The sequence below is a fragment of the Micromonospora musae genome (assembly GCF_003626545.1).
GTDB lineage: Bacteria > Actinomycetota > Actinomycetes > Mycobacteriales > Micromonosporaceae > Micromonospora > Micromonospora musae.
Genome location: NZ_RAZS01000006.1, coordinates 1 through 25,472, shown reverse-complemented (window position 1 = coordinate 25,472; position 25,472 = coordinate 1). Strand labels below are relative to the sequence as shown.

Genomic DNA, 25,472 nt, shown 5'->3' with positions numbered 1-25,472 from the left:
GCTTACTTCTCGATGACCGCGAGGACGTCGCGGGCGGAGAGCACCAGGTACTCCTCGCCGGCGTACTTGACCTCGGTGCCGCCGTACTTCGAGTAGAGGACGGTGTCGCCGACCTTGACGTCGATCGGGACGCGGTTGCCCTTGTCGTCGATCCGGCCCGGGCCGACAGCGAGGACAGTGCCCTCCTGCGGCTTCTCCTTGGCGGTGTCGGGGATCACGATGCCCGACGCCGTGGTGGTCTCAGCCTCGTTCGCCTGGACCACGATCCGGTCCTCGAGCGGCTTGATCGCAACCTTGGTCGCGGTAGTCACGGGCATACCCTCCTGGGGTACTGGTTCCTGTGCTGGTCGACTGGGCCGACCAGCGTCAATCTGCCACATGCCACCGGGCGGGGCCGTCGTCGCGGGTGCCGGTCCGCCTGGCGTTCAGCGCTCGGGTCGGATCGACCCGGGAGCTGGCACCCTCAGGTTGAGAGTGCTAATCGCAGGTTATTCCGTGGCTAGCACTCCGTCAAGGAGAGTGCCAACCCACCGGGCGGCGCGTCGAGGTCGACCACCACAATGACCGGGTGGATCTCGATCAGCTGGCCGCCCTGCGTACCGCCGAGGGAGTCGCCGCGCTCGACGCGGCGGCCCGGGTGAGCGCCGGCGACCCGCTGGCCGCCGCATCCGCCCTCCGCGCGGCCGGGGTGCCCGCCGGGCTCGCCGCGGCGGCGCTGACCCAGGTCGAGCTGCGCCGCCGGGCGACGGCCAAGTTCGGGGCGGCGGCCGCCGGGATGTTCCTCACCCGCGCCGGCCTCGAACAGGCGACCCGGGGCGTGGTGGCCGCGCGGCGCGCGGCGCGGCTGCGGGCCGCCGGGGTACGCACGCTGGCCGACCTCGGTTGCGGGCTGGGCGCGGACGCGCTCGCTGCCGCCCGAGCCGGCATCCGGGTGTACGGGGTGGAGGCCGACCCGCTGACCGCCGCGATGGCCGCCGCCAACGCCGAGGCGGCCGGCGTGGCCGACCTCTTCACGGTGGAGTGCGGTGACGCGACGAAGTTCGACGTGGACCGGGTGGAGGCGGTCTTCTGCGACCCGGCTCGGCGGGCCGGCGGCACCGGCCGGCGGATCTTCGATCCGAACGCCTACTCACCGCCCTGGGACTTCGTGACGCGGCTCGCCGAACGGGTGCCCCGGACGGTGGTGAAGGTCGCCCCCGGGATCGATCACGGCCTGATCCCCGCGGGCGCCGAGGCGGAGTGGGTCAGCGTCGACGGCGACCTGGTCGAGGCGGCTCTCTGGTGCGGCGAACTGGCCGAGGTCCCCCGCCGAGCCACCCTGCTGAGTGCGCAGGAAGGACACCCGGGCAACCGGCTGACGGGCGCCGGGGATCGGGAGGCGGAGGTCGGCCCGGTACGCCGGTTCCTGCACGACCCCGATCCGGCGGTCGTACGCGCGCACCTGGTCGCCGAGCTCGCCGACGAGTTGGACGCCACCCTCGCCGATCCCGCCATCGCCTACCTCTACGCCGACGAGCCGACGCCGGGACCGTACGCCCGCTGCCTGGAGATCACCGACGTGCTGCCGTTCTCGCTGAAGCGGCTGCGCGCGCTCCTGCGGGAGCGGGGTGTGGGCCGGGTGGAGATCCTCAAGCGTGGCTCGGCGCTCACCCCGGAGCAGCTGCGGCGGGACCTGCGGCTGGCCGGCGACGCGGCGGCGAGCCTCGTGCTCACCCGGGTCGCCGGCGCGCCGACCGTGCTGGTCTGCCAACCGGTGCGGGGCTAGATTTCCGATCGTGGCGGGACAGGGCACACCGGCGACGGCGCTGTTGACGAAGCGGAGGGTCGCGCACAGCACCCACCCGTACGACGTGAGTCCGGACGCGCCGAACTACGGCGCGCTGGTCGCGGCCGCGCTCGGCGTACCCCCGGAGCGGGTGTTCAAGACCCTGGTCACCGTGGTCGACGGGGCGCTCGCCGTGGCGGTGGTGCCGGTCACCGGGGAGCTGGACCTGAAGGCGCTCGCCGCGGCGGTCGGCGGCAAGCGGGCCACGCTCGCCGACCGGGCGGCCGCCGAGCGGGCCACCGGCTACGTCCGGGGCGGCATCAGCCCGCTCGGCCAGCGCAAGCGGCTGCCGACCGTGCTCGACTCGTCCGCGCTGACCTTTCCGACGATCTACGTCTCGGCGGGCCGTCGCGGGCTTCAGCTCCAGCTCACGCCGGCTGACCTGGTGGCGTTGACCGACGCCGACACCGCGCCGCTCGCCGCCGGCTGAGCGTTCCCGGGCCGCGCCGATCGCGTGCCGGCGACCGACCGCGCCACCGGCGGCTTGCGCCTGGGTGACCGCAGGGTGAGGGGCGCGTTGCTGAATTGTTACTGCCCCCAACAAAAACGCCCCATCGGCTCTCTTGTGTGCGGCCTCACAACCGCCATACGTTGCCGGGCACAACAAAACAACACCTTCCCCCACCCTCCGAAAGGACCCTGAACATGCGTAAAGGGCTCCTCACCTTCGCCACCGTGGGCCTGCTGGCGACGGGTAGCTTGGCCGCCTGCGGCGACGACTCCGGCGGGAACGACCAGGCCGGCTCCGGCCAGACCCCGAAGATCGGCGTGATCCTGCCGGACAGCAAGTCCTCCGCCCGCTGGGAGGGCGCCGACCGCAAGTTCCTGGAGGAGGCCTTCAAGGCCGCCGACGTCCAGTACGACATCCAGAACGCCCAGGGCGACAAGACCCAGTTCCAGACCATCGCCGACCAGATGATCACCAGCGGCGTGACCGTGCTGATGATCGTCAACCTCGACTCCGGGACCGGCAAGGCCGTACTCGACAAGGCGAAGTCCCAGGGTGTGGCGACCATCGACTACGACCGGCTCACCCTCGGCGGCTCGGCGGAGTACTACGTCAGCTTCGACAACGTGGCCGTCGGCAAGCTCCAGGGCGAGGGCCTGGTCAAGTGCCTCACCGACAAGAACGTGAAGAGCCCCGCGGTCGCCTACCTCAACGGCTCGCCGACCGACAACAACGCCACCCTCTTCAAGAGCGGGTACGACTCGGTGCTCAAGCCGAAGTTCGACTCGAAGGAGTACACGAAGGCCGCCGACGACGCCGTGCCGGACTGGGACAACGCCCAGGCCGCCACGATCTTCGAGCAGCAGCTCACCAAGACCGGCGGCAAGATCGACGGCGTGCTCGCCGCGAACGACGGGCTGGGCAACGCGGCCATCTCCATCCTGAAGAAGAACAAGCTCAACGGTCGGGTCCCGGTCACCGGCCAGGACGCCACCCCCGAGGGCCTGCAGAACATCCTCGCCGGCGACCAGTGCATGACCGTCTACAAGGCGGTGAAGGAGGAGGCGAAGGCCGCCTCCGACCTGGCCATCGGGCTCGCCAAGGGTGAGCGGAAGGAGACCGGCCAGACGGTGAAGGACCCGGAGGGCGGCCGGGACGTCCCGTCCGTGCTGCTGACCCCGAAGGCGATCTACAAGGAGACCGTCAAGGACGTCATCGCCGACGGCTACGTGACCAAGGACGAGGTCTGCACCGAGGCGTACGCGAAGCTCTGCGCCGACGCCGGCATCAGCTGACCTGACGCCGCACCCGCCGAGGCGCAACCGCCGCCCGGCACGGGAGTCGCCTCCCGTGCCGGGCGGCACTCGCCGGACGGGCCGAGGAAGATCCGCCGTCCATCCGAAGGAGACCCCCCGTGTCCGCAACTCCCCTGCTGGAGCTACGCGGGATCGACAAGAGCTTCGGTCCCGTCCAGGTCCTGCGTGACGTCGCGTTCGCCGCTCACGCCGGCGAGGTGACCGCGCTCGTCGGCGACAACGGCGCCGGTAAGTCGACCCTGGTCAAGTGCATCAGCGGCATCCACCCCACCGACGCCGGCGAGTTCCTCTTCGACGGCAGCCCCGTCGCGATCCACAGCCCCCGGGACGCCGCCGCGCTCGGCATCGAGGTCGTCTACCAGGACCTCGCGCTCTGCGACAACCTCGACATCGTGCAGAACATGTTCCTCGGTCGGGAGAAGCGCAGCGGCATCGTCCTCGACGAGCCGACCATGGAGCAGATGGCCGCGGAGACGCTCGCCGGCCTCTCCGTACGCACGGTGAAGTCGTTGCGGCAACACGTCTCCAGCCTCTCCGGTGGGCAGCGCCAGACGGTGGCCATCGCGAAGGCGGTGCTCTGGAACAGCCGCCTCGTCATCCTCGACGAGCCGACCGCCGCGCTCGGCGTGGCGCAGACCGCGCAGGTGCTCGAACTGGTCCGCCGGCTCGCCGACAACGGTCTGGCCGTCGTACTCATCTCGCACAACATGAACGACGTCTTCGCCGTCTCCGACCGGGTCGCCGCCCTCTACCTCGGCCAGATGGTCGCCCAGGTGAAGACCACCGACATCACCCACGCCCAGGTGGTCGAGCTGATCACCGCCGGCCGCTCCGGCGGCCTCGGTCTCACCGCCGAGCCGGGCCAGGGCGGCAACGGCACCGGCAACGGCGGGCAGCCGGCCGGCTCGACCGCAGGAGGCGACCGATGACCACCACAGCCGTACAGGAGCAGGGCCCGGCGGCCGTCACACCGCCGCCGACCGTCGCGGGTCACGCGCGCAACTACTGGAGCCGGGTACGCGGCGGCGACATCGGCGGGCTCCCCGCGGTCCTCGGACTGGTCGTGCTCTGCACGGTCTTCTCGATCGCCCGTCCGTCGTTCCTCACCGCCGGCAACTTCGCCAACCTGCTCACCCAGGGCGCGGCGACCACGCTGATCGCAATGGGGCTGATCTTCGTCCTGCTGCTCGGCGAGATCGACCTCTCCGCCGGCTTCGCGAGCGGCGTCTGCGCGGCCGTACTGGCCAACGTGGTGACGGTGCTCGGCTACCCCTGGTACGTCGCGGTGCTCGCGGCGGTCGTCACCGGCGTGGTCATCGGTACGCTGCTCGGCCTCCTGGTGGCCAAGATCGGCATTCCGTCCTTCGTGGTCACCCTCGCCGGTTTCCTCGCCTTCCAGGGCATCGCGTTGATGCTCATGGAGGAGGGCAAGAACATCGCCGTCCGCGACGACGTGCTGGTGGCCATCTCCAACCGCAACCTCCCCCCGCTGCTCGGCTGGCTGCTCGCGCTCGTGGCGGTCGCCGGCTACGGCGCGGCGCAGCTGCTGCGGCACCGCAACCGGGCCGCCCGCGGGCTGGTCACCGACCCGATCGCCGTGGTCCTCGCCCGGATCGGCGGCCTGGCGCTGATCCTCGGCGTGGCGGTCTTCATCCTCAACCTGGAGCGCAGCCGGAACGTCCTGATCACCTCGCTCAAGGGCGTCCCGATCGTGGTGCCGGTCATCGCGGTGCTGCTGGTCCTCTGGACCTTCGTGCTCCAGCGCACCCGCTACGGCCGGCACGTCTACGCGGTCGGCGGCAACCGGGAGGCCGCCCGCCGGGCCGGCATCGACGTCGACCGGATCCGCATCTCCGTCTTCGTCATCTGCTCCTCGATGGCGGCGATCGGCGGCATCGTGGCGGCCAGCCGGGCCAACTCGGTGGACCCGAACACCGGCGGCAGCAGCGTGCTGCTCTACGCGGTGGGGGCGGCGGTCATCGGCGGCACCAGTCTCTTCGGTGGCAAGGGGCGGGTGCTCGACGCGGTGCTCGGCGGCGCGGTGATCGCTGTCATCGACAACGGCATGGGCCTGATGGGGTACAGCTCGGGCGTCAAGTACGCGCTCACCGGCGTGGTGCTGCTGCTCGCCGCGACCGTGGACGCCTTCTCCCGCCGCCGCTCCGCCGCGACCGGCACCCGCTGACCCCGCGCCACCGGAGCCGCACATGCCCCCAGGACCGAGCCAGGACGAGATCCGCCGGCAGAACCTCGGTGCCCTGCTGCGTCACGTCCACGTCCACGGGGCGACCTCACGCGCCGAACTGACCACCGCGCTCGGCCTGAACCGCAGCACCATCGGCGCGTTGACCGCCGACCTCGCCGGTGCGGGGCTGGTCAGCGAGGGCGCACCGAAGGAGACCGGCCGGGCCGGGCGACCGTCGCCGGTCGTCCGGCCCGAGTCGACCCGGATCCACGCGTACGCCTACAGCATCGAGGTGGATCGGTTGCGGGCCGCCCGCGTCGGCCTCGGCGGCGTGGTGCTCGACCGCCGGGAGCTGGACCGGCCTCGGGGCCTGCTCGTCGCCGAGGCCGCGCCGCTGCTCGCCGGCGCGGTCAAGGAGATGCAGCAGCGGGTGCCCGCCGACGCGGTCTGCGTCGGTACCGGCGTCGCGGTCTGCGGCATGGTCCGCCGCGACGACGGACTGGTTCGGCTCGCCCCCACCACCGGCTGGGTGGACGAGCCGGTCGCTGCGGCGCTCGGCGCCGAGCTCGGTGTCGACGTGCCGATCACGGTCGGCAACGTCGCCGACGTGGCCGCCTTCGCGGAGCACGCCCGCGGGGTCGCCGCCGGCTGCGACAACGTCGTCTACCTGTACGGCGACGTCGGCGTGGGCGCCGGCATCATCGCCGGCGGCCGGCGGGTCACCGGGCACGGCGGGTACGGCGGCGAGGTCGGGCACATGAAGGTGGTCCGCGACGGCGAGCGCTGCGAGTGCGGCTCCCGGGGCTGCTGGGAGACCCAGATCGGCGAGTACGGCCTGCTGCGCAACGCCGGCCGCTCCGACGCGCAGGGGCGGGAGGCGCTGCTCGCCGTCTTCGACGCGGCCGATCGCGGCGACGCCCGGGCCGGCGCGGCGGTGCGGCAGGCCGGCGACTGGCTCGGCTTCGGCGTGGCGAACCTGGTGAACCTCTTCAACCCGGAGATGGTCATCTTCGGCGGGACCATGCGCGACCTCTACCTCGCGGCGGCCGCCCAGATCCGCAGCCGACTCAACGCCAACGCGTTACCGGCCTGTGTGGAGCACGTACGACTGCGCACCCCGAAGCTCGGCGACGACGCCGCCCTCGTCGGCGCCGCCGAGCTGGCCTTCGAACGACTGCTGGCCGATCCGCTCGACATCGGCTGACGGCGGCCACTCCCGGGCACCGCGGACGTCACCGATTCGCGCGCCGCGCCGAGGATTCGTGAACTGAAACGGCGATCGGTCCGTACCAGTCTCCGACCGGGCCGCCGCCTCAACCGGCGGCCCGGCCCCGGCACGTTCGGCCCGCACCGAGGAGGCACCGCAGACATGGCCGCGCTCAGAACCGCCCGTAGCCGCCCGGGACACCGCCCGCACCGGGCGGCGCTGCTGCTCGTCGCGATCCTGGCGACGCTCGGGGTGTTGCCCGGGGCGGCCGTCGCCGCGCCGGCGAGTGGCCAGCAGCTCAACGCGGCCGACATGACCCTGCTCAACGGGGTGCGACTGGCCGGGCTCTGGGAGATGCCGGCCGGGCAGATGGCGGCCGAGAAGGGCCAGTCGGCCAAGGTACGGGAGATCGGGGCGGGCATCGCCACCGAGCACCAGGAGCTCGACCAGCTCGTCGTGGACGCCGCCAACAAGCTGCGGGCCAGCATCCCGTCGGAGCCCACGGACGAGCAGAAGGGCTGGCTCAAGGAAATGCAGAACGCCTCCGGGGCCCGGTTCGACCAGATCTTCGTGACCCGGCTCCGGGTGGCGCACGGCAAGATCTTCCCGGTGATCGGCGCGGTCCGGGCGAGCACCCGCGACGCCACCGTCCGCAAGCTCTGCGACGACGCCAACCGGTTCGTGCTGCACCACATGCAGATGTTGGAGAGCACCAACCTGGTCCGCTGGCCGGAGCTGCCGCCGGCGGCGCTGCCCGCCCCCGGCGCCGACGGTCTGCTCGCCGCCGCCTCCGCGAACACCGGCCCGAACGCGGGGGTGAGCAGCACGGTGGTCTGGCTGGTCTTCCTCGCCGCCCTCGGCACCGGCGGCGTCGCCACCTACCGTCTCCTCCGCCGCACCTGACCCAGGCCGGACCAGCGCCGCGGGGTCAGGGAGTGCCGTGCCAGGAGCGCCAGAGGGCGGCGTACGAGCCGTCGGCGGCGACCAGCTCGTCGTGCGAGCCCAGCTCGGTGATCCGCCCGTCCTCGACCACGGCCACCCGGTCCGCGTCGTGGGCGGAGAAGAGCCGGTGCGCGATGGCGATCACCGTGCGCCCCTGGAGCACCGCGGCGAGGGAGCGCTCCAGCTCCCGGGCGGCACGCGGGTCGATCAACGAGGTCGCCTCGTCCAGCACCAGCGTGTGCGGGTCGGCGAGCACGAGCCGGGCCAGCGCCAGCTGCTGCGCCTGCGCCGGGGAGAGCGGATGCCCGCCCGAGCCGACCGGCGTCTCCAGCCCGTCCGGCAGCGCCTGCGCCCAGTCCAGTGCGGCCACCGCCGACAACGCCGCCCGTACGTCCGCGTCGGTGGCCGAGGGCCGGACCATCGCCAGGTTCTCGCGGAGCGTACCGATGAAGACGTGATGCTCCTGGGTGACCAGCGCGACGTGCGAACGCAGCTCGGCCAGCGGCAGGGTCTCCAGCGGGCGGTCGGCCACGGTGACCGTGCCGCTGTGCGGGGCGTGCACCCCGGCGAGCAGCCGGCCGAGGGTCGACTTGCCGGCGCCGGACGGCCCCACGACGGCCAGCGTCTCCCCCGGCTCGGGCACCAACGTCACGCCGTGCAGTACGTCCCGCCCGGCCCGGTACGCGTACCGCACGTTCCGGGCCACCAGCCGCCGTTCGCCCGCCACTTCGTCGCCGCCGTCGTCGGCCGCGACCACGGCACCGTCCCGCCCCTCGGGAGCGGCCCGATCGGTGACGCCGTCCCGCCCCTCGGGCGCGGCCCGATCGGCGGCGCCCGCCGGCGAGGGCTCGGCGACGCCCAGCAGGCGGGCCATCGAGGCGCCGCCGACCTGCAGCTCGTCCAACCAGGACAGCAGCCGGTCCACCGGGTCGACCAGCTGCTGCACGTAGAGCGTGGCGGCGGTGACCTCACCGAGGCTCACCCAGCCCTTGAGGTAGAACCAGCCGCCGACGACGAGGGTCGCCACCACCGGCACCACGTAGCCGATCTCGGCCACCGGGAAGAAGACGGTACGCAGGAAGAGGGTGTAGCGCTCGGCGGCGTACGACCGGGCGATGTCGGCGTTCGTGCGGGCACGGCGGCGGGCCTGCTGGCGCAACGCCTCCGTGGTCCGTGAGCCCTCGACCGTCTCACTGATCCCGTCGGTGATGTCCGAGTAGGCCGCGTTCTCCCGCAGGTATCCGGCGGGCGCCCGGCGCAGGTACCACCGGGTGCCGGCCCACAGCACCGGGACCGCGATCAGACAGGGCAGTGCGAGCAGCGGGCTGACCAGCAGCAACGCGCCGATGATGAAGGCGGCCGTAACGAGCGCGACGAGCGTCTCGGGCACCGCGAGGCGGACCGTCCGGGACAGCGCCGAGACGTCCCGCGAGGTACGGGTCAGCAGGTCACCGGTGCCCGCACGCTCCACCGTGGAGAGCGGCAGCGCGAGCACCCGGTCGACGAACTCCTCCCGCAGCTGGGCCAGCACCCGCTCGCCGAGCCGCGCCGACGCCAGATGGGCGAAGCGGACCAGCACCGCCTGCACCACCACGAACCCGGCGATCAGCAGGGCCACCCGGTCCACCGTCACCTGGGACGTACCGCGGGAGATGCCCTCGACCAGGTCGCCGAGCAACCGCGGGGCGACCAGACCGGCCGCGGCGGCCAGGGCGTGCAGGCCGAGCGCCACGGCGAGGGCCCGCGGATGCCGGCGGATCAACGTACGCGCGTAGCGGCGCACCTGGGTGGCGTCGGCGACGGGCAGCGCGGCGGCCATCAGTTCTCCCCCCGGCTGACCGTGGCCCGGTAGCGCGGCTCGCTGTCGTACAGGTGGGCGTGGCTGCCCTCGGCCACGACCTTGCCGTCCTCGACGAAGATCACGTGCTCGGCGTGCCCGAGCAGCAGCGGGCTGGTGGTGCAGACCAGGGTGGTCCGGCCGGGTCGGGCCGCGCCCAGCCCGGCGGCGATCCGCGCCTCGGTGTGCGCGTCGACGGCGCTGGTCGGTTCGACCAGCAGCAGCGTCTCCGGGGCGGCGACCAGCGCGCGGGCGAGCCGCAGGCGCTGCTGCTGCCCCCCGGAGAACTCCCGGCCGCGCTCGGCGACCCGGCTGTCCAGCCCGTCGGGCAGCGCCTCGACGATGTCGGTGGCGCTCGCCGCCCGCAGCGCCGCGTCGAGCGCGTCGGCGTCGCCGAGGTCACGCGGGTCGAGCTCCGTCCGGAGCGGGCCGGTGAAGAGGCGCGCGTCGTTGTCGGCCACCAGGATCCGCTCCCGCACCGTCGCCAGTGGCAGCTCCCGCAGCGGTACGCCGTGCAGCGTGGCGTCCGAGTCGACGTACCGACCGAGCCGGTCGACGATCGCGGCGGCCTCCTCCGGGGTGGTGGCGGCGATCGCGGTGAACCGGCCCGGCGGCACGCGCACCCCGGACTCGACGTCGACCAGCTCCCCCGGCCCGTCCGGCACTGTCGCGGGTCGGGCCGGGTCGACCAGGTCCGGGGTGAGCCGGAGCAGCCGGACCACCCGCCGGGCCGCCACGTGCCCCCGGGTCAGCTTGTCCACCGCCTCGGTGAGCTGCCGGAGCGGGCTGACCAGGAACGCCGTGTAGCCGTAGAAGGCGACGAGCTGGCCGGGGCTGATCCGACCGTCCAGCGCGAACCGCGCCCCGAGCCAGGTCACCAGCACCAGGAACGCGCCGGGCAGCAACACCTGCGCCGCCTCCAGCAGCGACTCGACCCGGGCCACCCGTACGCCGTGCGAGCGGAGCGCCTGCGACTCGGCCCGGTAGCGGGCCGAGAGCATCGGCTCGCCGCCGACGCCGCGCAGCACCCGCAGGCCGGAGACGATGTCACCGGCCCGAGTGGTCAACTTCCCCTCGGCGTCCCGGTACGCGTGCTGCTGCCGATGCAGCGGCCGGATCAGCAGGCCGACCACCGCCATCAGCACCGGCACGCCGAGCACCACGACCAACCCGAGCGGTACCGACGCGCCGAGCAGGATCACCGCCACGGTCACGATCGCCACCAGGGCTCCGGTGCCCCGGGCCGTGATGTCGACGGCGTGCCCGATCTGGTTGATGTCGGAGGTGCCGATGCTCACCACCTCGCCGGTGGCCACCCGGCGCGGCAGGGCGGCACCGAGCCGGTTCGCGGCCGTCACCGTGAGCTGCACCGTCCGGTACGCGGCGGCGAGCCAGTTGCGTACGGCGCACTGGTGCCGCAGCACTCCGGCGACGGCCTGGAGCACGCCGAGACCGAGCAGCACCAGACCCCAGGTGAGCAACGCGCCGTCGTCCCGACGACTCAGCCCGTCGACGGCCCGACCGACGGCGGCCGGCATCAGGGCCTGGGCGACCATCCAGGTCACGCCGAGCAGGATGCCCGTCGCGAAGATCAGCTTTTGCCGGCCGGCCAACCAGATCAGGTAGCGGGTCGCCGACCGGTCATCGGGTACGCCGGGATCTCCGGCCGGTGAGAAACGCATGGCCCGTCGACGCTAGGCGGCCGGCGGTTGCCCGTGCGAACCAATTACCAGCTGACGGACGTGTTCTTCGGCACCCCAGGGGTCAGCGATCGACCTGCGTGAAGTCCCAGGCGTGCGGCGGTCGGGCGACCAGCATCGGCGGCGGATCCGGGAACGCGGGCGGATCGCTGCGCCACTTCGAGATCACCACCAGCCGATGATCGGTGGAGGAGAAGACCTCACTGCTGAGGTGGCGCGGATCGTGCTCGAACTCCGGCAGGGCCGTGTCGCAGACCCAGGTGATCAGGTCGGCGAGGCCGTACGACTCCGCCCGCACCTCCCACATCCGGACGATCACCGCACGTCCCCGGGGACGCTGACGACGGTCAGCGGCATCGCCGAGTCGGCCGGCAGGTCCAGCCGGCTCGGCTCCACCCCGGCGGCGACCAGGTGCGAGCCGAGCGCGGCGACCATCGCCCCGTTGTCGGTGCAGAGCTTGGGCCGGGGCACCCGGACGCGGACGCCGTACTTCTCGGCCCGCTGCTCGGCCATCGCCCGCAGCCGCGAGTTCGCCGCCACTCCCCCACCGATCACCAGCGTCTCGATCCCGTTGGCGCGGCAGGCCTCCAGCGCCTTCACGGTGAGCACGTCGCAGACCGCCTCCTGGAAGGAGGCCGCCACGTCGGCCACCGGCACCGGCTCACCCGCCCGCTGGCGGGCCTCCACCCAGCGCGCCACCGCCGTCTTCAACCCGGAGAAGGAGAAGTCGTACCGGTGCGCGGCGAGGTCCTTGGCGGCGGTGAGGCCGCGCGGGAAGCCGATGGCCGCCGGGTCGCCGGCCCTAGCCTCCCGGTCGATCGGCGGACCACCCGGGAAGGGCAGCCCGAGCAGCCGGGCCACCTTGTCGAACGCCTCGCCGGCCGCGTCGTCGATGGTGGCGCCGAGCGGAGTGACCCCGCGCGCCAGGTCGTCGACGAGCAGCAGCGACGAGTGCCCACCGGAGACCAGCAGCGCGATCGCCGGCTCCGGCAGCGGCCCGTGCTCCAGGGTGTCCACGGCGACGTGCGCCGCGAGGTGGTTCACCCCGTAGACCGGCTTCTCGGCGGCGAGCGCGTACCCCTTGGCGGCGGCCACGCCGACGAGCAGCGCGCCGGCCAGCCCCGGTCCGGAGGTGACGGCGATCGCGTCGATGTCCGCGATGGTCACGCCCGCCTCGGTCAACGCCCGGTCCATGGTCGGCACGATCGCCTCCAGGTGGGCCCGGCTGGCCACCTCGGGCACCACACCGCCGAAGCGGGCGTGCTCCTCGACGCTGGAGGCCAGCGCGTCCGCGAGCAGGGTGTGCCCGCGGACGATGCCGACCCCGGTCTCGTCGCAGGAGGTCTCGATGCCGAGGATGAGCGGTTCGTCAGCCATGGATCAGTCCTCGCTCCGCTGCATGACCAGCGCGTCCGTGTTGCTCGGTTGGTAGTAGCCGCGCCGCACCCCGATCGGCTCGAAGCCGTACATCGCGTAGAGCCGCTGGGCGGGGGCGTTGTCGACGGCGACCTCCAGCAGGGTGCTGCGCGCACCACGCCGGGTCGCCTCGGCGAGAAGGTCCTCCAGGAGCAGCCGGCCGACGCCCCGACGCTGGGCGTCCCGCCGGACCGCGATGTTCTGCACCCACACCTCGTCCGGTGGGGCCCCGGCCAGCCCGGCGTAGCCGAGCACGACGTCGTCGTCGCCGGTCGCGATGCGGTAGTAGTGCCCGTTGGCCAGCTCGTTCCAGAACATCGCCGCCGACCACTGCTCGGCGCCGAAGAGGTCCGCCTCGATCGGCAGCACCTCGTCGATGTGCCACCAGCGGAAGCTGCCGAGCCGCACGGTGCTCACGGCGCAACCCTTGTTCGCGACTGCGGGGCTCGCAGGCCCGGCTCACTCCTCGCGCTCACGGGAGGACCGGCTTGCGGGCGATCGACGCCACGGCATCCGGGCGGCGCAGGTAGAGCGGGGTGAGCCGCTCGCCGGGCGCGCCGGCGCGAATCCGCTCGGCGGCCAGACGGGCCAGTTCGAGCGGGTCCGGGAAGCGGGGCTCGGCGCGGACCGGCAGCCCCAGGACATCGGCGTACCGGTGCGCGCCGTCGCCCACCGCGACGGTGGCCGCGAGGTCGCGGGCCCGCTCGGCGGCGACCGCGGGGGCGCTCACCTCCGGCCCGGCGATCCGCTGGCCCGCGCCGTCGTAGACCGCCCAGTAGACCTCCCTGCGGCGCGCGTCACTGACCGCCAGCACCGGCTCGCCGGCGGCCACCGGGTGACCGATGCCGTCCAGCGAACAGACACCGTACGTGGGTACGCCGAGCACCTGGCCCATCGTGGCGGCCGTGACCAGGCCCACCCGCAGCCCGGTGAACGGACCTGGGCCGAGCCCGGCGACGATCGCCGCGAGGTCGGCGGGGCGGGCGCCCGCCTCGGCGAGGACGGCGTCCACCTCCGGGGCGAGCAGTTCACCGTGCGCCCGGGCATCGACCGTGCACCGGTGCGCCCGCAACGCGACGCCGTCCGCCGAGACCTCGACCAGCGCCGCGGTGACCGCAGGGGTCGAGCTGTCCACCACGAGTACGAGCACGGTATGCCAGCCTAGCCGGACCTCTCGTCACGCCCGGTGACGCCCCACCCGCCGTCCCACATCCCGTACCGACGTTCGTCGTTGCCGTCCCCCGAACGTCTCCGCCCGCGCCGATTCGTGCCGCGAGTCGCCGCGACCACCACCGTCGGTGCCGTAACTACTCGCGAGCTTGATACCTCACAGGCATAAATATGGGTCTTGTGACGCATCTGTGGGTGGTTCGGTGTGTCGGACCCGATCGGCGGCGGGCCTGGCGGGATCGGTCGAGTCGGGTAGTCGCCGCCGCGGTACCGCCACGGCAGCGGCCTGCCCCACGATTGCCGCCATGTCGACCCGCCTCGTGAGGATCCTCAGCCGTACCGTCCGACAGCAGCGCGAGTCGCGTGCGCTGACCCAGCGGCAGCTGGCGGAGCTGGCCGGGTTCAGCCAGGCCACTGTCGCCCGCATCGAACGCGGCGACCGCACCCCGACCCTGCCCGTGCTCGAGAACCTGCTCGCCGCGATGGGCGGACAGCTCACGGTCGCGGTCGAGCCGCTCGACGCGCACCTGGACGCCGAGCTGGCCGCCCTGGCCGGCCGCCCACTGGCCGACCGGATCGAGCGCCTCAACCTGGACCAGCTGCTCGACCGGCTGGGTGACCTGCCGAACGCGATCACCGGGGCGACCGCCGCGCTGCTCCAGGGGGCGCCGCTACCGGTCGACGCCCCGGAGCTGGCGATCCGCTGGCGCGACTCCGCCCGGCTGACCCGCTGGTTGGAGAAGGCGTACGGCCAGCGGTGGAACGCCCGGTGGAAAGAGTTCGGCGGGCCGCACCTCGAACCCGAGGAGCCGGGCGAGCATCGCTGGCGCACCCCGCTACGGCGAGATCCGCGCGGTCATGTGCGACGAGCTGCCGGAGACCGTCGAGGTCCGGCACGGTGGCCGGAGCTACCGGGTGGTGCCCCTGGTGCAGCTGGACGTGACCGATCCCCGCACGGCGGCGCTCCTGCACCGCTACCGCGAAGGGCAGCTGCGCCCGCGCACCGGCCACCACCCGGCGTGACCGGTCAGCCGGCGGACCGCTCCCAGTCGACGGTGGGACGGCCGGCGTCGGCGAGGGCCTTGTTGGCCGCGCTGAACGGCCGGCTGCCGAGGAAGCCACGCGGATTCATCGGGCTGGGATGACCCGCCTCCAGCACGACGTGCTGCGGGCTGGTGACCAGCGCCGCCTTCTTGCGGGCGTAGCCGCCCCAGAGCAGGAAGACCACCCGCTCGGGGAGCGCGTCGAGCGCCCGGATGGTGGCGTCGGTGAACTCCTCCCACCCCTGGTTGGCGTGTGAGCCGGGAGTGGCCTGCCGGACGGTGAGCACGCTGTTGAGCAGCAGCACGCCCTGGGCCGCCCAGCCGGCGAGGTTGCCGCTGCGCGGCTTCGGCGCTCCGACGTCCTCACCGAGCTCCTTGAAGACGTTGCGCAGCGACGGCGGGACGGAGACGCCCTCGCGGACGCTGAAGCTGAGTCCGTGGGCCTGCCCGGCCCGGTGGTAGGGGTCCTGCCCGAGGATCAGCACCCGGCAGGCGCCCGGTGGGCAGAGCCGGAAGGCGGAGAAGAGGTCCTCCAGGGGCGGAAAGACCGGCCCGGCCGCGTACTCGCGGGCGACGAACTCACCCAGCGCCGCCGTGCGGGCCGGATCGAGGTGCGGGGTGAGCAGGGAGCGCCACTCCTCCGGCAGGAGCGCCGGCAGGTCCAGGGCGGGAACGTCGGCCATCGGCAACCTTTCGCAGTCGGTCGGCCCTCTTCCTACCAGCCGCCCCCGACACCGCCGCGGCGGGAGACCGCCGCTCGGGTGGCCGGCGTGGGAAGGAGCCGCTCAGGCCAGGGCGTCGAGGCGCTGCGGCCAGTCGCCGCCCACCGGCTCGAGCTCGACGATCCGGGTGTCGTCCTCGCGGCGGTCGATGCGTACCCGAAGGTGCGCGTCGGTGAGCTGCTCGACCAGCCCCTCGCCCCACTCGACCACCGTCACCGACTCGTCCACCGAGGCGTCCAGGTCCAGGTCGTCGATCTCGGCGCGCGGATCCGCGGCGTCTCCCAGCCGGTACGCGTCGGCATGCACCAGCGCCACCCGGCCGCCGCCGGCCGGATCGGGCCGGTGCACCCGGGCGATCACGAAGGTCGGCGAGGTGATCGCACCCTGCACGCCGAGGCCGGCGCCGATGCCCTGGGTCAACGCGGTCTTGCCGGCGCCCAGCGGACCGGTCAGCAGCACCAGGTCACCGGCGCGCAGCACGTCGGCCAGCCGGCGGCCGAACTCCTGCGTGTCGGAGACGGTGGGCAGCTTCACGACGACCTTGTTCAACACTCCTCCAGGAACCTCGCCACCGCGGCGTTGACCTCGTCCGCATGCTCCAGCATCACCACGTGGCCACTGTCGGGGATCTTGACGAACTCGGCGTGCGGCAGCCGGCGGACGATCTCCTCCGAGTGGGTCACCGGTGTGATCATGTCCTTGTCACCGACGACCACCAGCACCGGCGTGCCGGCCAGCGCGGCCAACGCCGGGTACCGGGAGTGCGTGGCCAGCGTACGCAGGTACCGGGTGACCGTGTCCGCCGAGGTGCGCGAGTTCATCGTCTCCACGTACGACACGAGGGCCGGGCTGGGACTACGGCCCCCGAAGCCGTACTTGCGGGTGAGCAGCCACGCCACGTTCGACGTCGACTTGCGGGCCTTGTCGATGACCGTGCCGCCGTAGCGGGTGGCGTTGCTCATCATGTGCAGCACCGGCCCGCCGACCCGGCCGATCAGTGCCGGCGCCACCAGCTTGGTCTCGGCGAGCAGCCCGCCGGAGGTGGCCATCAGCACCGTGCCCACGACCCGGTCGCCGAACATCTCCGGAAACAACTCGGCGAGGGCCATGATGGTCATCCCGCCCATCGAGTGACCGATCAGCACCAGCGGCCCCTCCGGGGCGGTCCGGTCGATCACGCGGCGGAGGGTGTGGCCGAGCAGGGTGAGGTCGTACTCGCCGGTCTCCAACCTGCCGGAGCGGCCGTGGCCGGGCTGGTCGTACGCGACCACCCGGTGCTCGCCGCGCTCGGTGAGCATCTTGCGCTGGAAGTGGAACGTCCCCATGTCCAGGCAGAAGCCGTGCACCAGCACCACCGTCGGCCGGCGCGGCGCCGCGCGTTTCGGCTCGACGACCTCTACGTGGATGTCGGTACCGTCCGGCAGCTCCAGCTGGAACGCCTCGTCGTACGGTTGCTGGCCGAACTGCTCGTCGGCGTACGGATCGGCCGGACGGGACTTGAGCCGGCGGACCAGTACGCGTTCGGTGGCGACGCCGGCGGCCAGACCAGCGGCGGCGACCCCCACCGCGGCACCGACCACCCCCGCGACCCGGCCGGCCGCGCTCCGCGGCCGGGGGATGCGGTACGGCGTCACGGCGCGACCCCGGCTCGCAGGCCTGGCGCACTCCTCACACCCACAGTCGCTACCTTCGCTCGCGATCGCGGGGCCCGCGAGCCCGACTCGCCGCTCACGGTCGTTCGCCGTCGTAGACCCGGGGCACCCGGCTGCTGCCGAACCGGGTGACGATCTCGTAGTTGATGGTGCCCACGGCCTCGGCCCAGTCGTCGGCGGTCGGCTCGCCGTCGGCGCCGCTGCCGAAGAGGGTCACCACGTCGCCGGCCTCGACCGGGTCGTCCCCGCAGTCGAGCACGAACTGGTCCATGCAGACCCGGCCGGAGATGGTCCGTCGCACGCCGCCGAGGTGCACCGGACCGCAGTTGGAGGCGTGCCGGGGCACCCCGTCGGCGTAACCGAGCGGCACCACGGCCAGGTTCGACTCCCGTTCGGTGGTGTACGTGTGCCCGTACGAGACGCCGCTGCCGGACGGCACCCGCTTGCTCAGCACCACCTTGGCGCGGGCCGTCATCGCCGGGCGCAGACCGAAGGTCTCCCCCGCCACCGGGGAGAGACCGTAGACGGCCAGCCCGGGTCGGACCAGGTCGAAGTGGGTGTCGGGGCGGGTCAGGGCGGCCGCCGAGTTGGCCAGGTGCCGGTAGCGGGGACGCAGCCCCGCCTCCTCGGCCATGCTCAGCCCCTCGTGGAAGACGGCCAGTTGCCGGTCGGTCGTCGGATGACCGGGCATGTCGGCGTAGACGAAGTGGCTCCACACCCCGACGACCTCGATCAACCCGTCGGACTGCGCCTTGGCGGCCGCCTCGAGCAGGGCCGGCCAGTCCGCGACGGTCGCCCCGCCCCGGGAGAGCCCGGTGTCGATCTTCAGGTGCAGCTGCGCCGGACGTTCCGCGCGCCGGCTCGCCTGGATCATCTCGTCGAGCTGCGGAAGGCTCGCGGCGGCCAGGTCGACCCCGGCGGCGATCCCCTCGTCCAGCGGCAGCCCAGGGGCCAGCAGCCAGGCCAGCACGGGCGCGGTGATCCCGGCCCGGCGCAGCGTGAGCGCCTCGTCGAGCGTGCAGACGCCGAGCCAGGAGGCCCCGCCGTCCAGCGACGCGCGGGCGGCCGGAACCATGCCGTGCCCGTACCCGTCGCCCTTCACCACCGCCATCACCTCTGCGGTGGTGCCGGACCGGATCCGGCTCACGTTCTCACGGATCGCGTCAAGATCGACGCGTACCTCGGCCTGCCACATGTGCCCAGCGTACTTTCCGGTGTGATCAACGCGCGGCTGGACGCACGCGTGCGTGACCAGCGCCGTGCCCGACCGCCCGCAACGCCGCCCCGGTGGGGGGCCGACCCGGGCCGCGCCCACGACACCGCGGGACGATCAGCCCAGCCGGGCGATCACCGGGCGGAGCGCGGCGGCCACGTCAGGTGCGATCACCGGGCCGCTCCGGGCCGCCTCGCGGCCGGCCAGCCCGTGCAGGTACGCCGCCGCGGCCGCCGCCCGCTCCGCGGGCAGGCCACCGGCGAGCAGCGAGCCGAGCAGCCCGGCCAGCACGTCACCGGTGCCGCCGGTGGCCAGCACGGGGGTGCCGGTCGGGTTGACGTACGCCCGGCCGTCGGGCGTGCCGATCACCGTCCGGTCGCCCTTGAGCAGGACCACGGCGTTCATCCAGGCGGCGAGCCGCAGCGTGGCCCCCACCCGGTCGGCGCCCGGCTCCTCCCCGCAGAGCCGGGTGAACTCCCGGTCGTGCGGAGTGACCACGGTCGGGGCGTCCCGTTTGCGCAGGTTCTCGGCGAGGGAGCCGTCCACGAGCAGAGTGAGCGCGTCGGCGTCGAGCACTGCGGGAACCGGCGCGGCGAGCACCGCGCGCAGCTCGGCGGCGGCGTCCTCGCCGGTGCCGAGCCCCGAGCCGCAGACCCACGCCTGCACCCGTCCGGCGTCGGCGACCCGCCCGGTCGCGATCACGGAAGGGTGCTCGCGCAGCACCTCGTCCCGGGCGCCGCCGGCGTAGCGCACCATGCCGGTCGGCCCGGCCAACGCCCCACCCACGGAGAGCACCGCCGCGCCGGGGTACGTGGCCGAGCCGGTCGCCACCCCGACCACTCCCCGGGTGTACTTCTCCGACGCCGGGCCGAGCTTCGGCCACCACCGCACGATGTCCGACCGCTCGGTGACCCGCAGCGCCGGTGTGCCGCGCAGCCACGGCCCGAGCCCGATGTCGACCAGCTCGACCTCACCGGCGAGCGGGGCGGCCGGGCCCACCACCAGGGCGGCCTTCAACGCCCCGAAGGTCACCGTCACGTCGGCCCGGACCGCGTTCGGCCGGCCGGCGGCGGTGAGCGGCACGTGGCCGGTGTCGACCGTGACCCCGCTCGGCACGTCCACCGCCACCACGGTGGCCCGCAGGCCGTCGCGCCCGCAGCAGCCGGCCAGGCTGGCGGCCAACTGCTCCGCCGTCTCCCGCAGCCCGCCGGTGCCGCCGATGCCGACGATCCCGTCCAGCACCAGGTCGAGCACGGCCGGCGGGCGGTCGACGACCCGGCCGCCCGCCGCGCGCAGCGCGGCGAGCCCTTCGGCGTGGGCCCGGCCGGGAGTGAGCAGCAGGGCCGACACCGCGACGCCGCGCCGGGCCAGGTGGGCGCCGGCGAGGAGCGCGTCGCCACCGTTGTCGCCCGAGCCGGCCAGCACCAGCGCCCGGGAGCCGTAGACACCACCCCGGTCGGCGAGGATCAGCGCGCAGCGGCGGGCCAACCCGGCGGCCGCGCGCTGCATGAGGGTCCCGGGCGGGAGGGTGCCGAGCAGGCCGGCCTCCGCCGCGCGTACGTCCGCCACCCGCCACACCGGTCTCACGGCACCGTCTCCCGTCCCACGTCCCGGGCCGATCGGCCCGACCGACCTTCAGCGTTCCGCGACCACCATCGCCGAGGCGATCCCGCCGTCGTGCGACAGCGAGAGGTGCCAGCGGTTGATCCCGTGCTCGACCGCCGCCGCGGCCACCGTGCCGGAGACGGAGAGCCAGGGCCGTCCGCCCGGATCCGGCACGATCTCGCAGTCGTGCCAGTTCAGGCCGGCCGGCGCGCCGAGCGCCTTGGCCACCGCCTCCTTCGCGGCGAACCGCGCCGCGAGCGACTCCGGCAGGCGCGGGCTGCCGGCGCGGGTGTACCGCTCGGCCTCGGTGAAGAGCCGCTCGGCGAGCAGCGGCGTCCGCTCCAGCGCCCGGGCGAACCGGTCGACCAGCACGACGTCGATGCCGACAGCGACGATCACCACTTCACCCTACCGGCGGAGAACCGCGCAGATTAGCCGCCGGGTCCGCGCCGGACAACGCCTGTGGACGACCTGGGCGTACGACCGCCGCACGCCGTCCACAGGGCACCCGGAACGCGCCTCCGGCCGCCTAACGTCACGCTGTCGACGCCGATCGACGCGGGGGGGGTGCGGGGATGACCGAGGAGCAGTTCACGGTCCGGCCGGAGGTGCTGCGGGAGGCGGCGCGGGCGCTGGACGACGACGCCTACCGGCTGGCGCACGGGCTGGCCGGCACGCCGGGGCTGACCGTGGCCGCTCCCGGCTGGTCGACGGCCGCGGCGCTGGACGCGTTGGAGGTCGCGGTGCACGGCTGGTTCGGCCGGCTCGGCGGTCGGGTGGCCGAGGCGGGTGGAGCGGTCCGGGCGTCGGTCGACGGATATCAGGCGGTCGACGACCGCGCCGCCCGCCGGCTCGCCGTCCTGCCCCGATGACCACGATCGGTTACGCCCAGCTCTGGGCGGCCGATCCGGGCGCCTGGCGCACCGCCGGCGCGGAGTGGGCCGGGCTGACGGCCCTCGTCGACAGGCGTTCGGCGGCGCTGGCGGCGCGGGGTGCGGCGCTGGCGCAGGGGTGGTCGGGCACGGCGGCCACCGCGGCCGGCGCGCGGGTCACCGACCTCCGCGCCGACCTGACCTCGGTGACGCCGGCACTGATCGAGGCCGACCAGGTGCTCGCCGAGCTGGCGGCACGGATCGCGACCGCGAAGGGGCAGCTCGCCGCCGCCGTGGCCGTCGCGGACGCGTCCGGGCTGGCGATCGACCGCGAGGGGCGGGTGAGCACGGATCCGGCCCGGATCCGGCCGAGCGAGCGGGACGGCCCGGCCGCGGCCCGCGTGACGGCGGCCCTGCGGGAGGCGCTCGAGTCGGCCGGTGCCGCCGACCGGGCGGCGGCGGCGAAGCTGGCCGCGCTCGCGGGGGCCGCCACGGCGGGCTGGCAGGAGCCGCCGCCGCCCGTCCGGCCCGGGCCGGACGCCGACCCGGCGCTCGTCCGGGCCTGGTGGGCGGGGCTGACGCCGGCCCAGCGGCGCTGGCTGGTGGCGCGCGAGCCGGCGCTGGTGGGCCGGTTGGACGGGGTGCCGGTGACCGCCCGCGACCAGGCCAACCGCCTCCTGCTCGGCGCTCACCGGGCGGAGTTGGTTGCGCAGCGGGAGCGGTTGCTGGGCCGGGTGCCCACCGGCCCGGTCGAGGCGGCCCGGCTGCGCTGGCTCGCCGGCCGGCTGACCGGCCTGGACGCGCTCACCGACCGGCTGACCGGGGCGGCGGGGCCGCGCGCGTACCTGCTCGGGCTCGACCCGGCCGGGGAGGGGCGGGTGGTCGTCGCGCTCGGCGACCCGGACCACTCCGACCGGGTGCTGACGTACGTGCCGGGGATGACCGCCGGCCTCGACGACGCGCCCGGCGAGCTCGGCCGGGCGGCACAGGTGCTCTCCCGCTGCGCCGAGCTGGCGCCCGACGAACGGAGCGCGGCCGTGCTCTGGCTCGACTACGACGCTCCGGACTTCCTGCACGAGGCGGTCACGGCCGGCCAGGCGCGGGACGCGGGGCCGACCCTGCACAACTTCCAGGAGGGGTTGCGGGCCACCCACGAGGGCCCGCCGGCCCGGCAGACCGTGCTCGGGCACAGCTACGGGTCGCTGGTGGTGGGCACGGCCGCCCGGGAGCACGGCTTGGCCGCCGACGCCCTCGTCTTCGTGGGCTCGCCGGGAGTCGGTGTGGGGCACGCCACCGAGCTGCGCGTGCCCTCCGGCGAGGTCTGGGCGAGCAGCGCGCCGGACGACGTGATCCGGCTGGCCCGTTCCCCGGACGACCTGGCCCGGCGGGCCATGTTCCACGCCTCGCCGTTGGCTGCGGCGCTCGGCTGGCCGGGGCAGGGTGGGCACGAGCTGTGGTTCGGGCGGGATCCGGCGACGCCGGGCTTCGGCGGTCGGATCTTCGCCAGCGGAGCGCGCGGCCACACCGGCTACTGGGACGCGGAGAACCCGGCGCTGGACGGCATGGCCCGCATCGTGCTCGGCCGCTGACTGCCGGGCCACGGTCTCGGACGGCCGGGGCGACCACCGCCGGCAGCTCCGGGCCAGCCACCACGACCTGCCGGCGGCCGGCGTAGTTCGGCGTCGAAGCTGGTCACCGGCGCGCACGAGGTGCGCAGGCGGCTTCCCGAAACACCGAGGTCCCGGCCCACCGGGTGCGGCGGACCGGGACCGGACGGGTCGTCGTGGCTACTCGACGGTGACCGACTTCGCGAGGTTGCGCGGCTGGTCGACGTCGTGCCCCCGGGCGGCGGCGATCTCGGCGGCGAGCACCTGCAGCGGCACGGTGGTGACCAGCGGCGAGAGCAGGGTGGGCGTCCGCGGCACGTAGATCAGATGGTCGGCGTAGCGGACGACCGCCTCGTCGCCCTCCTCCGCGATCACGATGGTCCGGGCGCCCCGGGCGCGGACCTCCTGGATGTTGGAGACGACCTTGTCGTGCAGCATGCCCCGGCCCACCGGCGAGGGCACTACGCAGATCACCGGCGTGCCCTTGTCGATCAGCGAGATCGGGCCGTGCTTCAGCTCGCCGGCGGCGAAGCCCTCGGCGTGCATGTACGCGAGCTCCTTGAGCTTGAGCGCGCCCTCCAGCGCCACCGGGTAGCCGACGTGGCGGCCGATGAAGAGGATGGTCGGCTCGGACTTCAGCGCGCGGGCCAGCTCGCGGACCGGCTCGATCCGGTCGAGCAGTTCCCGCAGCTTGCCCGGCATCTCCTGCAGCTGGGCGACCACCGCGCCCACCTCGTCGGCGAACTTGATCCCGCGTACCTGGGCCAGGTGCAGGCCGATCAGGTAGCAGGCGACGACCTGCGTGAGGAACGCCTTGGTGGAGGCCACGGCGATCTCCGGGCCGCCGTGGGTGTAGAGCACGGCGTCGGACTCGCGCGGGATGGTGGAGCCGTTGGTGTTGCAGATGGCGAGCACGCGGGCCTTCTGCTCCTTGGCGTGGCGCAGCGCCATCAGGGTGTCCATCGTCTCGCCGGACTGCGAGATGACCACGATCAGGGTGGACCGGTCGAGCACCGGGTCCCGGTAGCGGAACTCGCTGGCCAGCTCCACCTCGCAGGGGATCCGGGTCCAGTGCTCGATGGCGTACTTCGCGACCAGGCCGGCGTGGTACGAAGTGCCGCAGGCCACGATGAAGATCTTGTCGACGTCCCGCAGGTCCTGGTCGCTGAGGCGGACCTCGTCGAGCGCGATCTCGCCCGACTCGGTGAGCCGGCCGAGCAGGGTGTCGGCGATCGCCTGCGGCTGCTCCTCGATCTCCTTGAGCATGAACCAGTCGTAGCCACCCTTCTCGGCGGCCGACGAGTCCCAGTCGATGTGGAAGTCCTTGCCGCTGGCGGGCTGGCCGTCGAAGTCGGTGATCTCGATCGTGTCGCCGGTGATCAGGACGATCTGGTCCTGCCCCAGCTCCACCGCGTCCCGGGTGTGCTCGATGAACGCGGCGACGTCGGAGGCGAGGTAGTTCTCCCCCTGACCCCGGCCCACCACGAGCGGGGAGTTGCGCCGCGCGCCGACCACGGCACCGGGTACGCCCGCGTCGACGGCGAGCAGGGTGAACGCGCCCTCCAAGCGCTGGCAGACGACCCGCATGGCGGCGGCGAGCAGCTGCGGAGCGTCCGGCTGGCCGGCGGCGCGCAGTTCGGTGAGCGCGGCGGAGAGCAGGTGGGCTACGCACTCGGTGTCGGTGTCGCTGGTGAACTGGACGCCGTCGGCCTCCAGCTCGGCGCGGAGCTTCGCGAAGTTCTCGATGATGCCGTTGTGGATCACGGCCACCCGGCCGTCCGGGGCGACGTGCGGGTGGGCGTTGCGGTCGGTGGGACCGCCGTGGGTGGCCCAGCGGGTGTGCCCGATGCCGGTGGTGCCGTCACCGATGCCGATCGGACTGGCCGCACAGGAGGTGGGATCTTCGGCGGCGCGCTCGGAGAGCACCTTCTCCAGGTTGGCCAGCTTGCCGGCCTTCTTCTCGGTCAGCAGCTGCCCGTCGCACACCACGGCGACGCCCGCCGAGTCGTAGCCGCGGTACTCCAGCCGCCGCAGCCCGTCGAGCACGATGCCGAGCGCCGGCCGCGCGCCGGCGTAACCCACGATTCCACACATGGTCCGCAGCCTAACCCAGTTTCGCTCATCGCGTGTGCGCGAAAGCCCGGTAAACGATCACTGAACTTGAGCGAACGACCGAGTCGACGCGACGACCGGACCGAATCCCTGGCCGGACGTGCGACGACGCGGCGGTTCACCGCCCCCGCCTACCCGTACATCCACTGCCGCAACCGGCGGACGGGCGACCAGCTGACCGGCGACAACCCGCCGCGCCGAGTTCACGTCCCGTCCGTGTCCGTACCGGACCAGATGTCCGAACCGTGCGGCCGGCGGACCACTGATCTCCGCGGCCGGGCCGTTGGTCGCCACGACCGGACCACCGAAACGCCGCCGCCGGACCGTTGATCGACACGACTTCCTTGACGTCGCGGTGTCCGGGTCGGCGGATGCCCCGACCTCAAGGAAGTCGAGTTGATCTCGCAGCGCCGCCGCACGCCGAGGGCCGGGAGGCCGGGGGCCGGGGGCCGGGGGCCGGGGGCCGAGAGGCCGAGGCCGGGAGGCCGGGAGGCCGGGAGGCCGGGAGGCCGGGAGGCCGGGAGGCCGGGAGGCCGGGAGGCCGGGAGGCCGGGAGGCCGGGAGGCCGGGAGGCCGGGAGGCCGGGAGGCCGGGAGGCCG

Annotated in this window: 24 protein-coding genes; 10 read left to right on the top strand and 14 right to left on the bottom strand. The window is 73.8% G+C overall.

All coding sequences use genetic code 11. The features are described from left to right. Positions 1-2: 2 nt before the first annotated feature. Positions 3-317, bottom strand: a complete 315-nt coding sequence (gene groES, locus D7147_RS17595) for a co-chaperone GroES (protein WP_018222648.1) — start codon at positions 315-317, stop codon at positions 3-5. Positions 318-568: 251 nt separating this feature from the next. Here groES and D7147_RS17590 point away from each other — a divergent pair, with 251 nt between their 5' ends. The 7 genes from D7147_RS17590 (at position 569) to D7147_RS17560 (ending at position 7,884) form a co-directional block, all read left to right on the top strand. Then, positions 569-1,765, top strand: a complete 1,197-nt coding sequence (locus D7147_RS17590) for a THUMP-like domain-containing protein (RefSeq protein ID WP_120679021.1) — start codon at positions 569-571, stop codon at positions 1,763-1,765. 10 nt (positions 1,766-1,775) lie between these two features. Then, complete coding sequence (gene ybaK, locus D7147_RS17585) at positions 1,776-2,255, top strand: Cys-tRNA(Pro) deacylase (protein WP_120679019.1); 480 nt, start codon at positions 1,776-1,778, stop codon at positions 2,253-2,255. 215 nt (positions 2,256-2,470) lie between these two features. Further along, on the top strand, positions 2,471-3,568 hold the full coding sequence (locus tag D7147_RS17580) for a sugar ABC transporter substrate-binding protein (RefSeq protein ID WP_120679016.1): 1,098 nt from the start codon (positions 2,471-2,473) through the stop codon (positions 3,566-3,568). Positions 3,569-3,687: 119 nt separating this feature from the next. Beyond that, complete coding sequence (locus D7147_RS17575; protein WP_120679014.1) at positions 3,688-4,518, top strand: ATP-binding cassette domain-containing protein; 831 nt, start codon at positions 3,688-3,690, stop codon at positions 4,516-4,518. Next, positions 4,515-5,774, top strand: coding sequence for a sugar ABC transporter permease (locus tag D7147_RS17570; protein ID WP_120679012.1), 1,260 nt, complete (start codon positions 4,515-4,517; stop codon positions 5,772-5,774). Before D7147_RS17575 ends, D7147_RS17570 begins: the two co-directional genes overlap by 4 nt. A 22-nt stretch (positions 5,775-5,796) precedes the next feature. Beyond that, positions 5,797-6,978 carry an ROK family protein gene (locus D7147_RS17565; protein WP_120679010.1) on the top strand — a complete coding sequence of 394 codons (1,182 nt, stop codon included), beginning with the start codon at positions 5,797-5,799 and terminating at the stop codon, positions 6,976-6,978. 165 nt (positions 6,979-7,143) lie between these two features. Further along, the gene (locus tag D7147_RS17560; protein WP_120679008.1) at positions 7,144-7,884 is read left to right on the top strand and encodes a DUF4142 domain-containing protein; all 741 of its coding nucleotides are present in this window, start codon (positions 7,144-7,146) and stop codon (positions 7,882-7,884) included. 25 nt (positions 7,885-7,909) lie between these two features. Here the strand turns inward: D7147_RS17560 and D7147_RS17555 are convergent, their stop codons facing one another. The 6 genes from D7147_RS17555 to tsaB all read right to left on the bottom strand — a co-directional run bounded on the left by D7147_RS17555 (position 7,910) and on the right by tsaB (position 14,026). Then, positions 7,910-9,742 (bottom strand): ABC transporter ATP-binding protein, encoded by a 1,833-nt coding sequence (locus tag D7147_RS17555; protein WP_120679006.1) that lies wholly within the window; start codon positions 9,740-9,742, stop codon positions 7,910-7,912. After that, positions 9,742-11,442 (bottom strand): ABC transporter transmembrane domain-containing protein, encoded by a 1,701-nt coding sequence (locus tag D7147_RS17550; protein WP_120679004.1) that lies wholly within the window; start codon positions 11,440-11,442, stop codon positions 9,742-9,744. Before D7147_RS17550 ends, D7147_RS17555 begins: the two co-directional genes overlap by 1 nt. An 82-nt stretch (positions 11,443-11,524) precedes the next feature. Continuing rightward, positions 11,525-11,779 (bottom strand): hypothetical protein, encoded by a 255-nt coding sequence (locus D7147_RS17545; protein ID WP_120679002.1) that lies wholly within the window; start codon positions 11,777-11,779, stop codon positions 11,525-11,527. Then, positions 11,776-12,837, bottom strand: a complete 1,062-nt coding sequence (gene tsaD / locus D7147_RS17540) for a tRNA (adenosine(37)-N6)-threonylcarbamoyltransferase complex transferase subunit TsaD (RefSeq protein WP_120679000.1) — start codon at positions 12,835-12,837, stop codon at positions 11,776-11,778. Before tsaD ends, D7147_RS17545 begins: the two co-directional genes overlap by 4 nt. Positions 12,838-12,840: 3 nt before the next feature. After that, positions 12,841-13,293 carry a ribosomal protein S18-alanine N-acetyltransferase gene (rimI, locus tag D7147_RS17535; protein ID WP_199716574.1) on the bottom strand — a complete coding sequence of 151 codons (453 nt, stop codon included), beginning with the start codon at positions 13,291-13,293 and terminating at the stop codon, positions 12,841-12,843. A 55-nt stretch (positions 13,294-13,348) separates the two neighbouring features. Further along, a complete protein-coding gene (gene tsaB / locus D7147_RS17530) occupies positions 13,349-14,026 on the bottom strand; it encodes a tRNA (adenosine(37)-N6)-threonylcarbamoyltransferase complex dimerization subunit type 1 TsaB (RefSeq protein WP_120678998.1) in 678 nt (225 codons plus the stop codon). A gap of 325 nt (positions 14,027-14,351) precedes the next feature. On the opposite strand from tsaB, the gene D7147_RS17525 reads away from it, so the two are divergent. After that, positions 14,352-15,191: a helix-turn-helix domain-containing protein gene (locus D7147_RS17525; RefSeq protein WP_233563195.1), complete on the top strand. Its 840-nt coding sequence runs from the start codon at positions 14,352-14,354 to the stop codon at positions 15,189-15,191. On the opposite strand, the gene ung is transcribed toward D7147_RS17525, so the two are convergent. The 6 genes from ung to D7147_RS17495 all read right to left on the bottom strand — a co-directional run bounded on the left by ung (position 15,074) and on the right by D7147_RS17495 (position 20,680). Further along, positions 15,074-15,772, bottom strand: a complete 699-nt coding sequence (gene ung, locus D7147_RS17520; RefSeq protein WP_120678996.1) for a uracil-DNA glycosylase — start codon at positions 15,770-15,772, stop codon at positions 15,074-15,076. The two genes, D7147_RS17525 and ung, sit on opposite strands and share 118 nt — an antisense overlap. A gap of 102 nt (positions 15,773-15,874) precedes the next feature. Next, positions 15,875-16,363, bottom strand: a complete 489-nt coding sequence (tsaE, locus tag D7147_RS17515; protein ID WP_120678994.1) for a tRNA (adenosine(37)-N6)-threonylcarbamoyltransferase complex ATPase subunit type 1 TsaE — start codon at positions 16,361-16,363, stop codon at positions 15,875-15,877. Beyond that, positions 16,357-17,445, bottom strand: a complete 1,089-nt coding sequence (locus tag D7147_RS17510) for an alpha/beta fold hydrolase (protein ID WP_120678992.1) — start codon at positions 17,443-17,445, stop codon at positions 16,357-16,359. Before D7147_RS17510 ends, tsaE begins: the two co-directional genes overlap by 7 nt. Before the next feature lie 94 nt (positions 17,446-17,539). Further along, positions 17,540-18,658, bottom strand: a complete 1,119-nt coding sequence (gene alr / locus D7147_RS17505; protein ID WP_120678990.1) for an alanine racemase — start codon at positions 18,656-18,658, stop codon at positions 17,540-17,542. 135 nt (positions 18,659-18,793) lie between these two features. Next, positions 18,794-20,263, bottom strand: a complete 1,470-nt coding sequence (locus D7147_RS17500) for an NAD(P)H-hydrate dehydratase (protein ID WP_120678988.1) — start codon at positions 20,261-20,263, stop codon at positions 18,794-18,796. A 48-nt stretch (positions 20,264-20,311) separates the two neighbouring features. After that, positions 20,312-20,680 (bottom strand): holo-ACP synthase, encoded by a 369-nt coding sequence (locus tag D7147_RS17495; protein ID WP_120679808.1) that lies wholly within the window; start codon positions 20,678-20,680, stop codon positions 20,312-20,314. Between the two features lie 176 nt (positions 20,681-20,856). On the opposite strand from D7147_RS17495, the gene D7147_RS17490 reads away from it, so the two are divergent. Both D7147_RS17490 and D7147_RS17485 read left to right on the top strand, forming a co-directional pair. Then, on the top strand, positions 20,857-21,153 hold the full coding sequence (locus D7147_RS17490; protein WP_120678986.1) for a hypothetical protein: 297 nt from the start codon (positions 20,857-20,859) through the stop codon (positions 21,151-21,153). After that, on the top strand, positions 21,150-22,742 hold the full coding sequence (locus tag D7147_RS17485; RefSeq protein ID WP_120678984.1) for an alpha/beta hydrolase: 1,593 nt from the start codon (positions 21,150-21,152) through the stop codon (positions 22,740-22,742). Before D7147_RS17490 ends, D7147_RS17485 begins: the two co-directional genes overlap by 4 nt. A gap of 198 nt (positions 22,743-22,940) precedes the next feature. Here D7147_RS17485 and glmS read toward each other — a convergent pair whose 3' ends face one another. Then, a complete protein-coding gene (gene glmS, locus D7147_RS17480) occupies positions 22,941-24,854 on the bottom strand; it encodes a glutamine--fructose-6-phosphate transaminase (isomerizing) (protein WP_120678982.1) in 1,914 nt (637 codons plus the stop codon). Positions 24,855-25,472 lie beyond the last annotated feature (618 nt).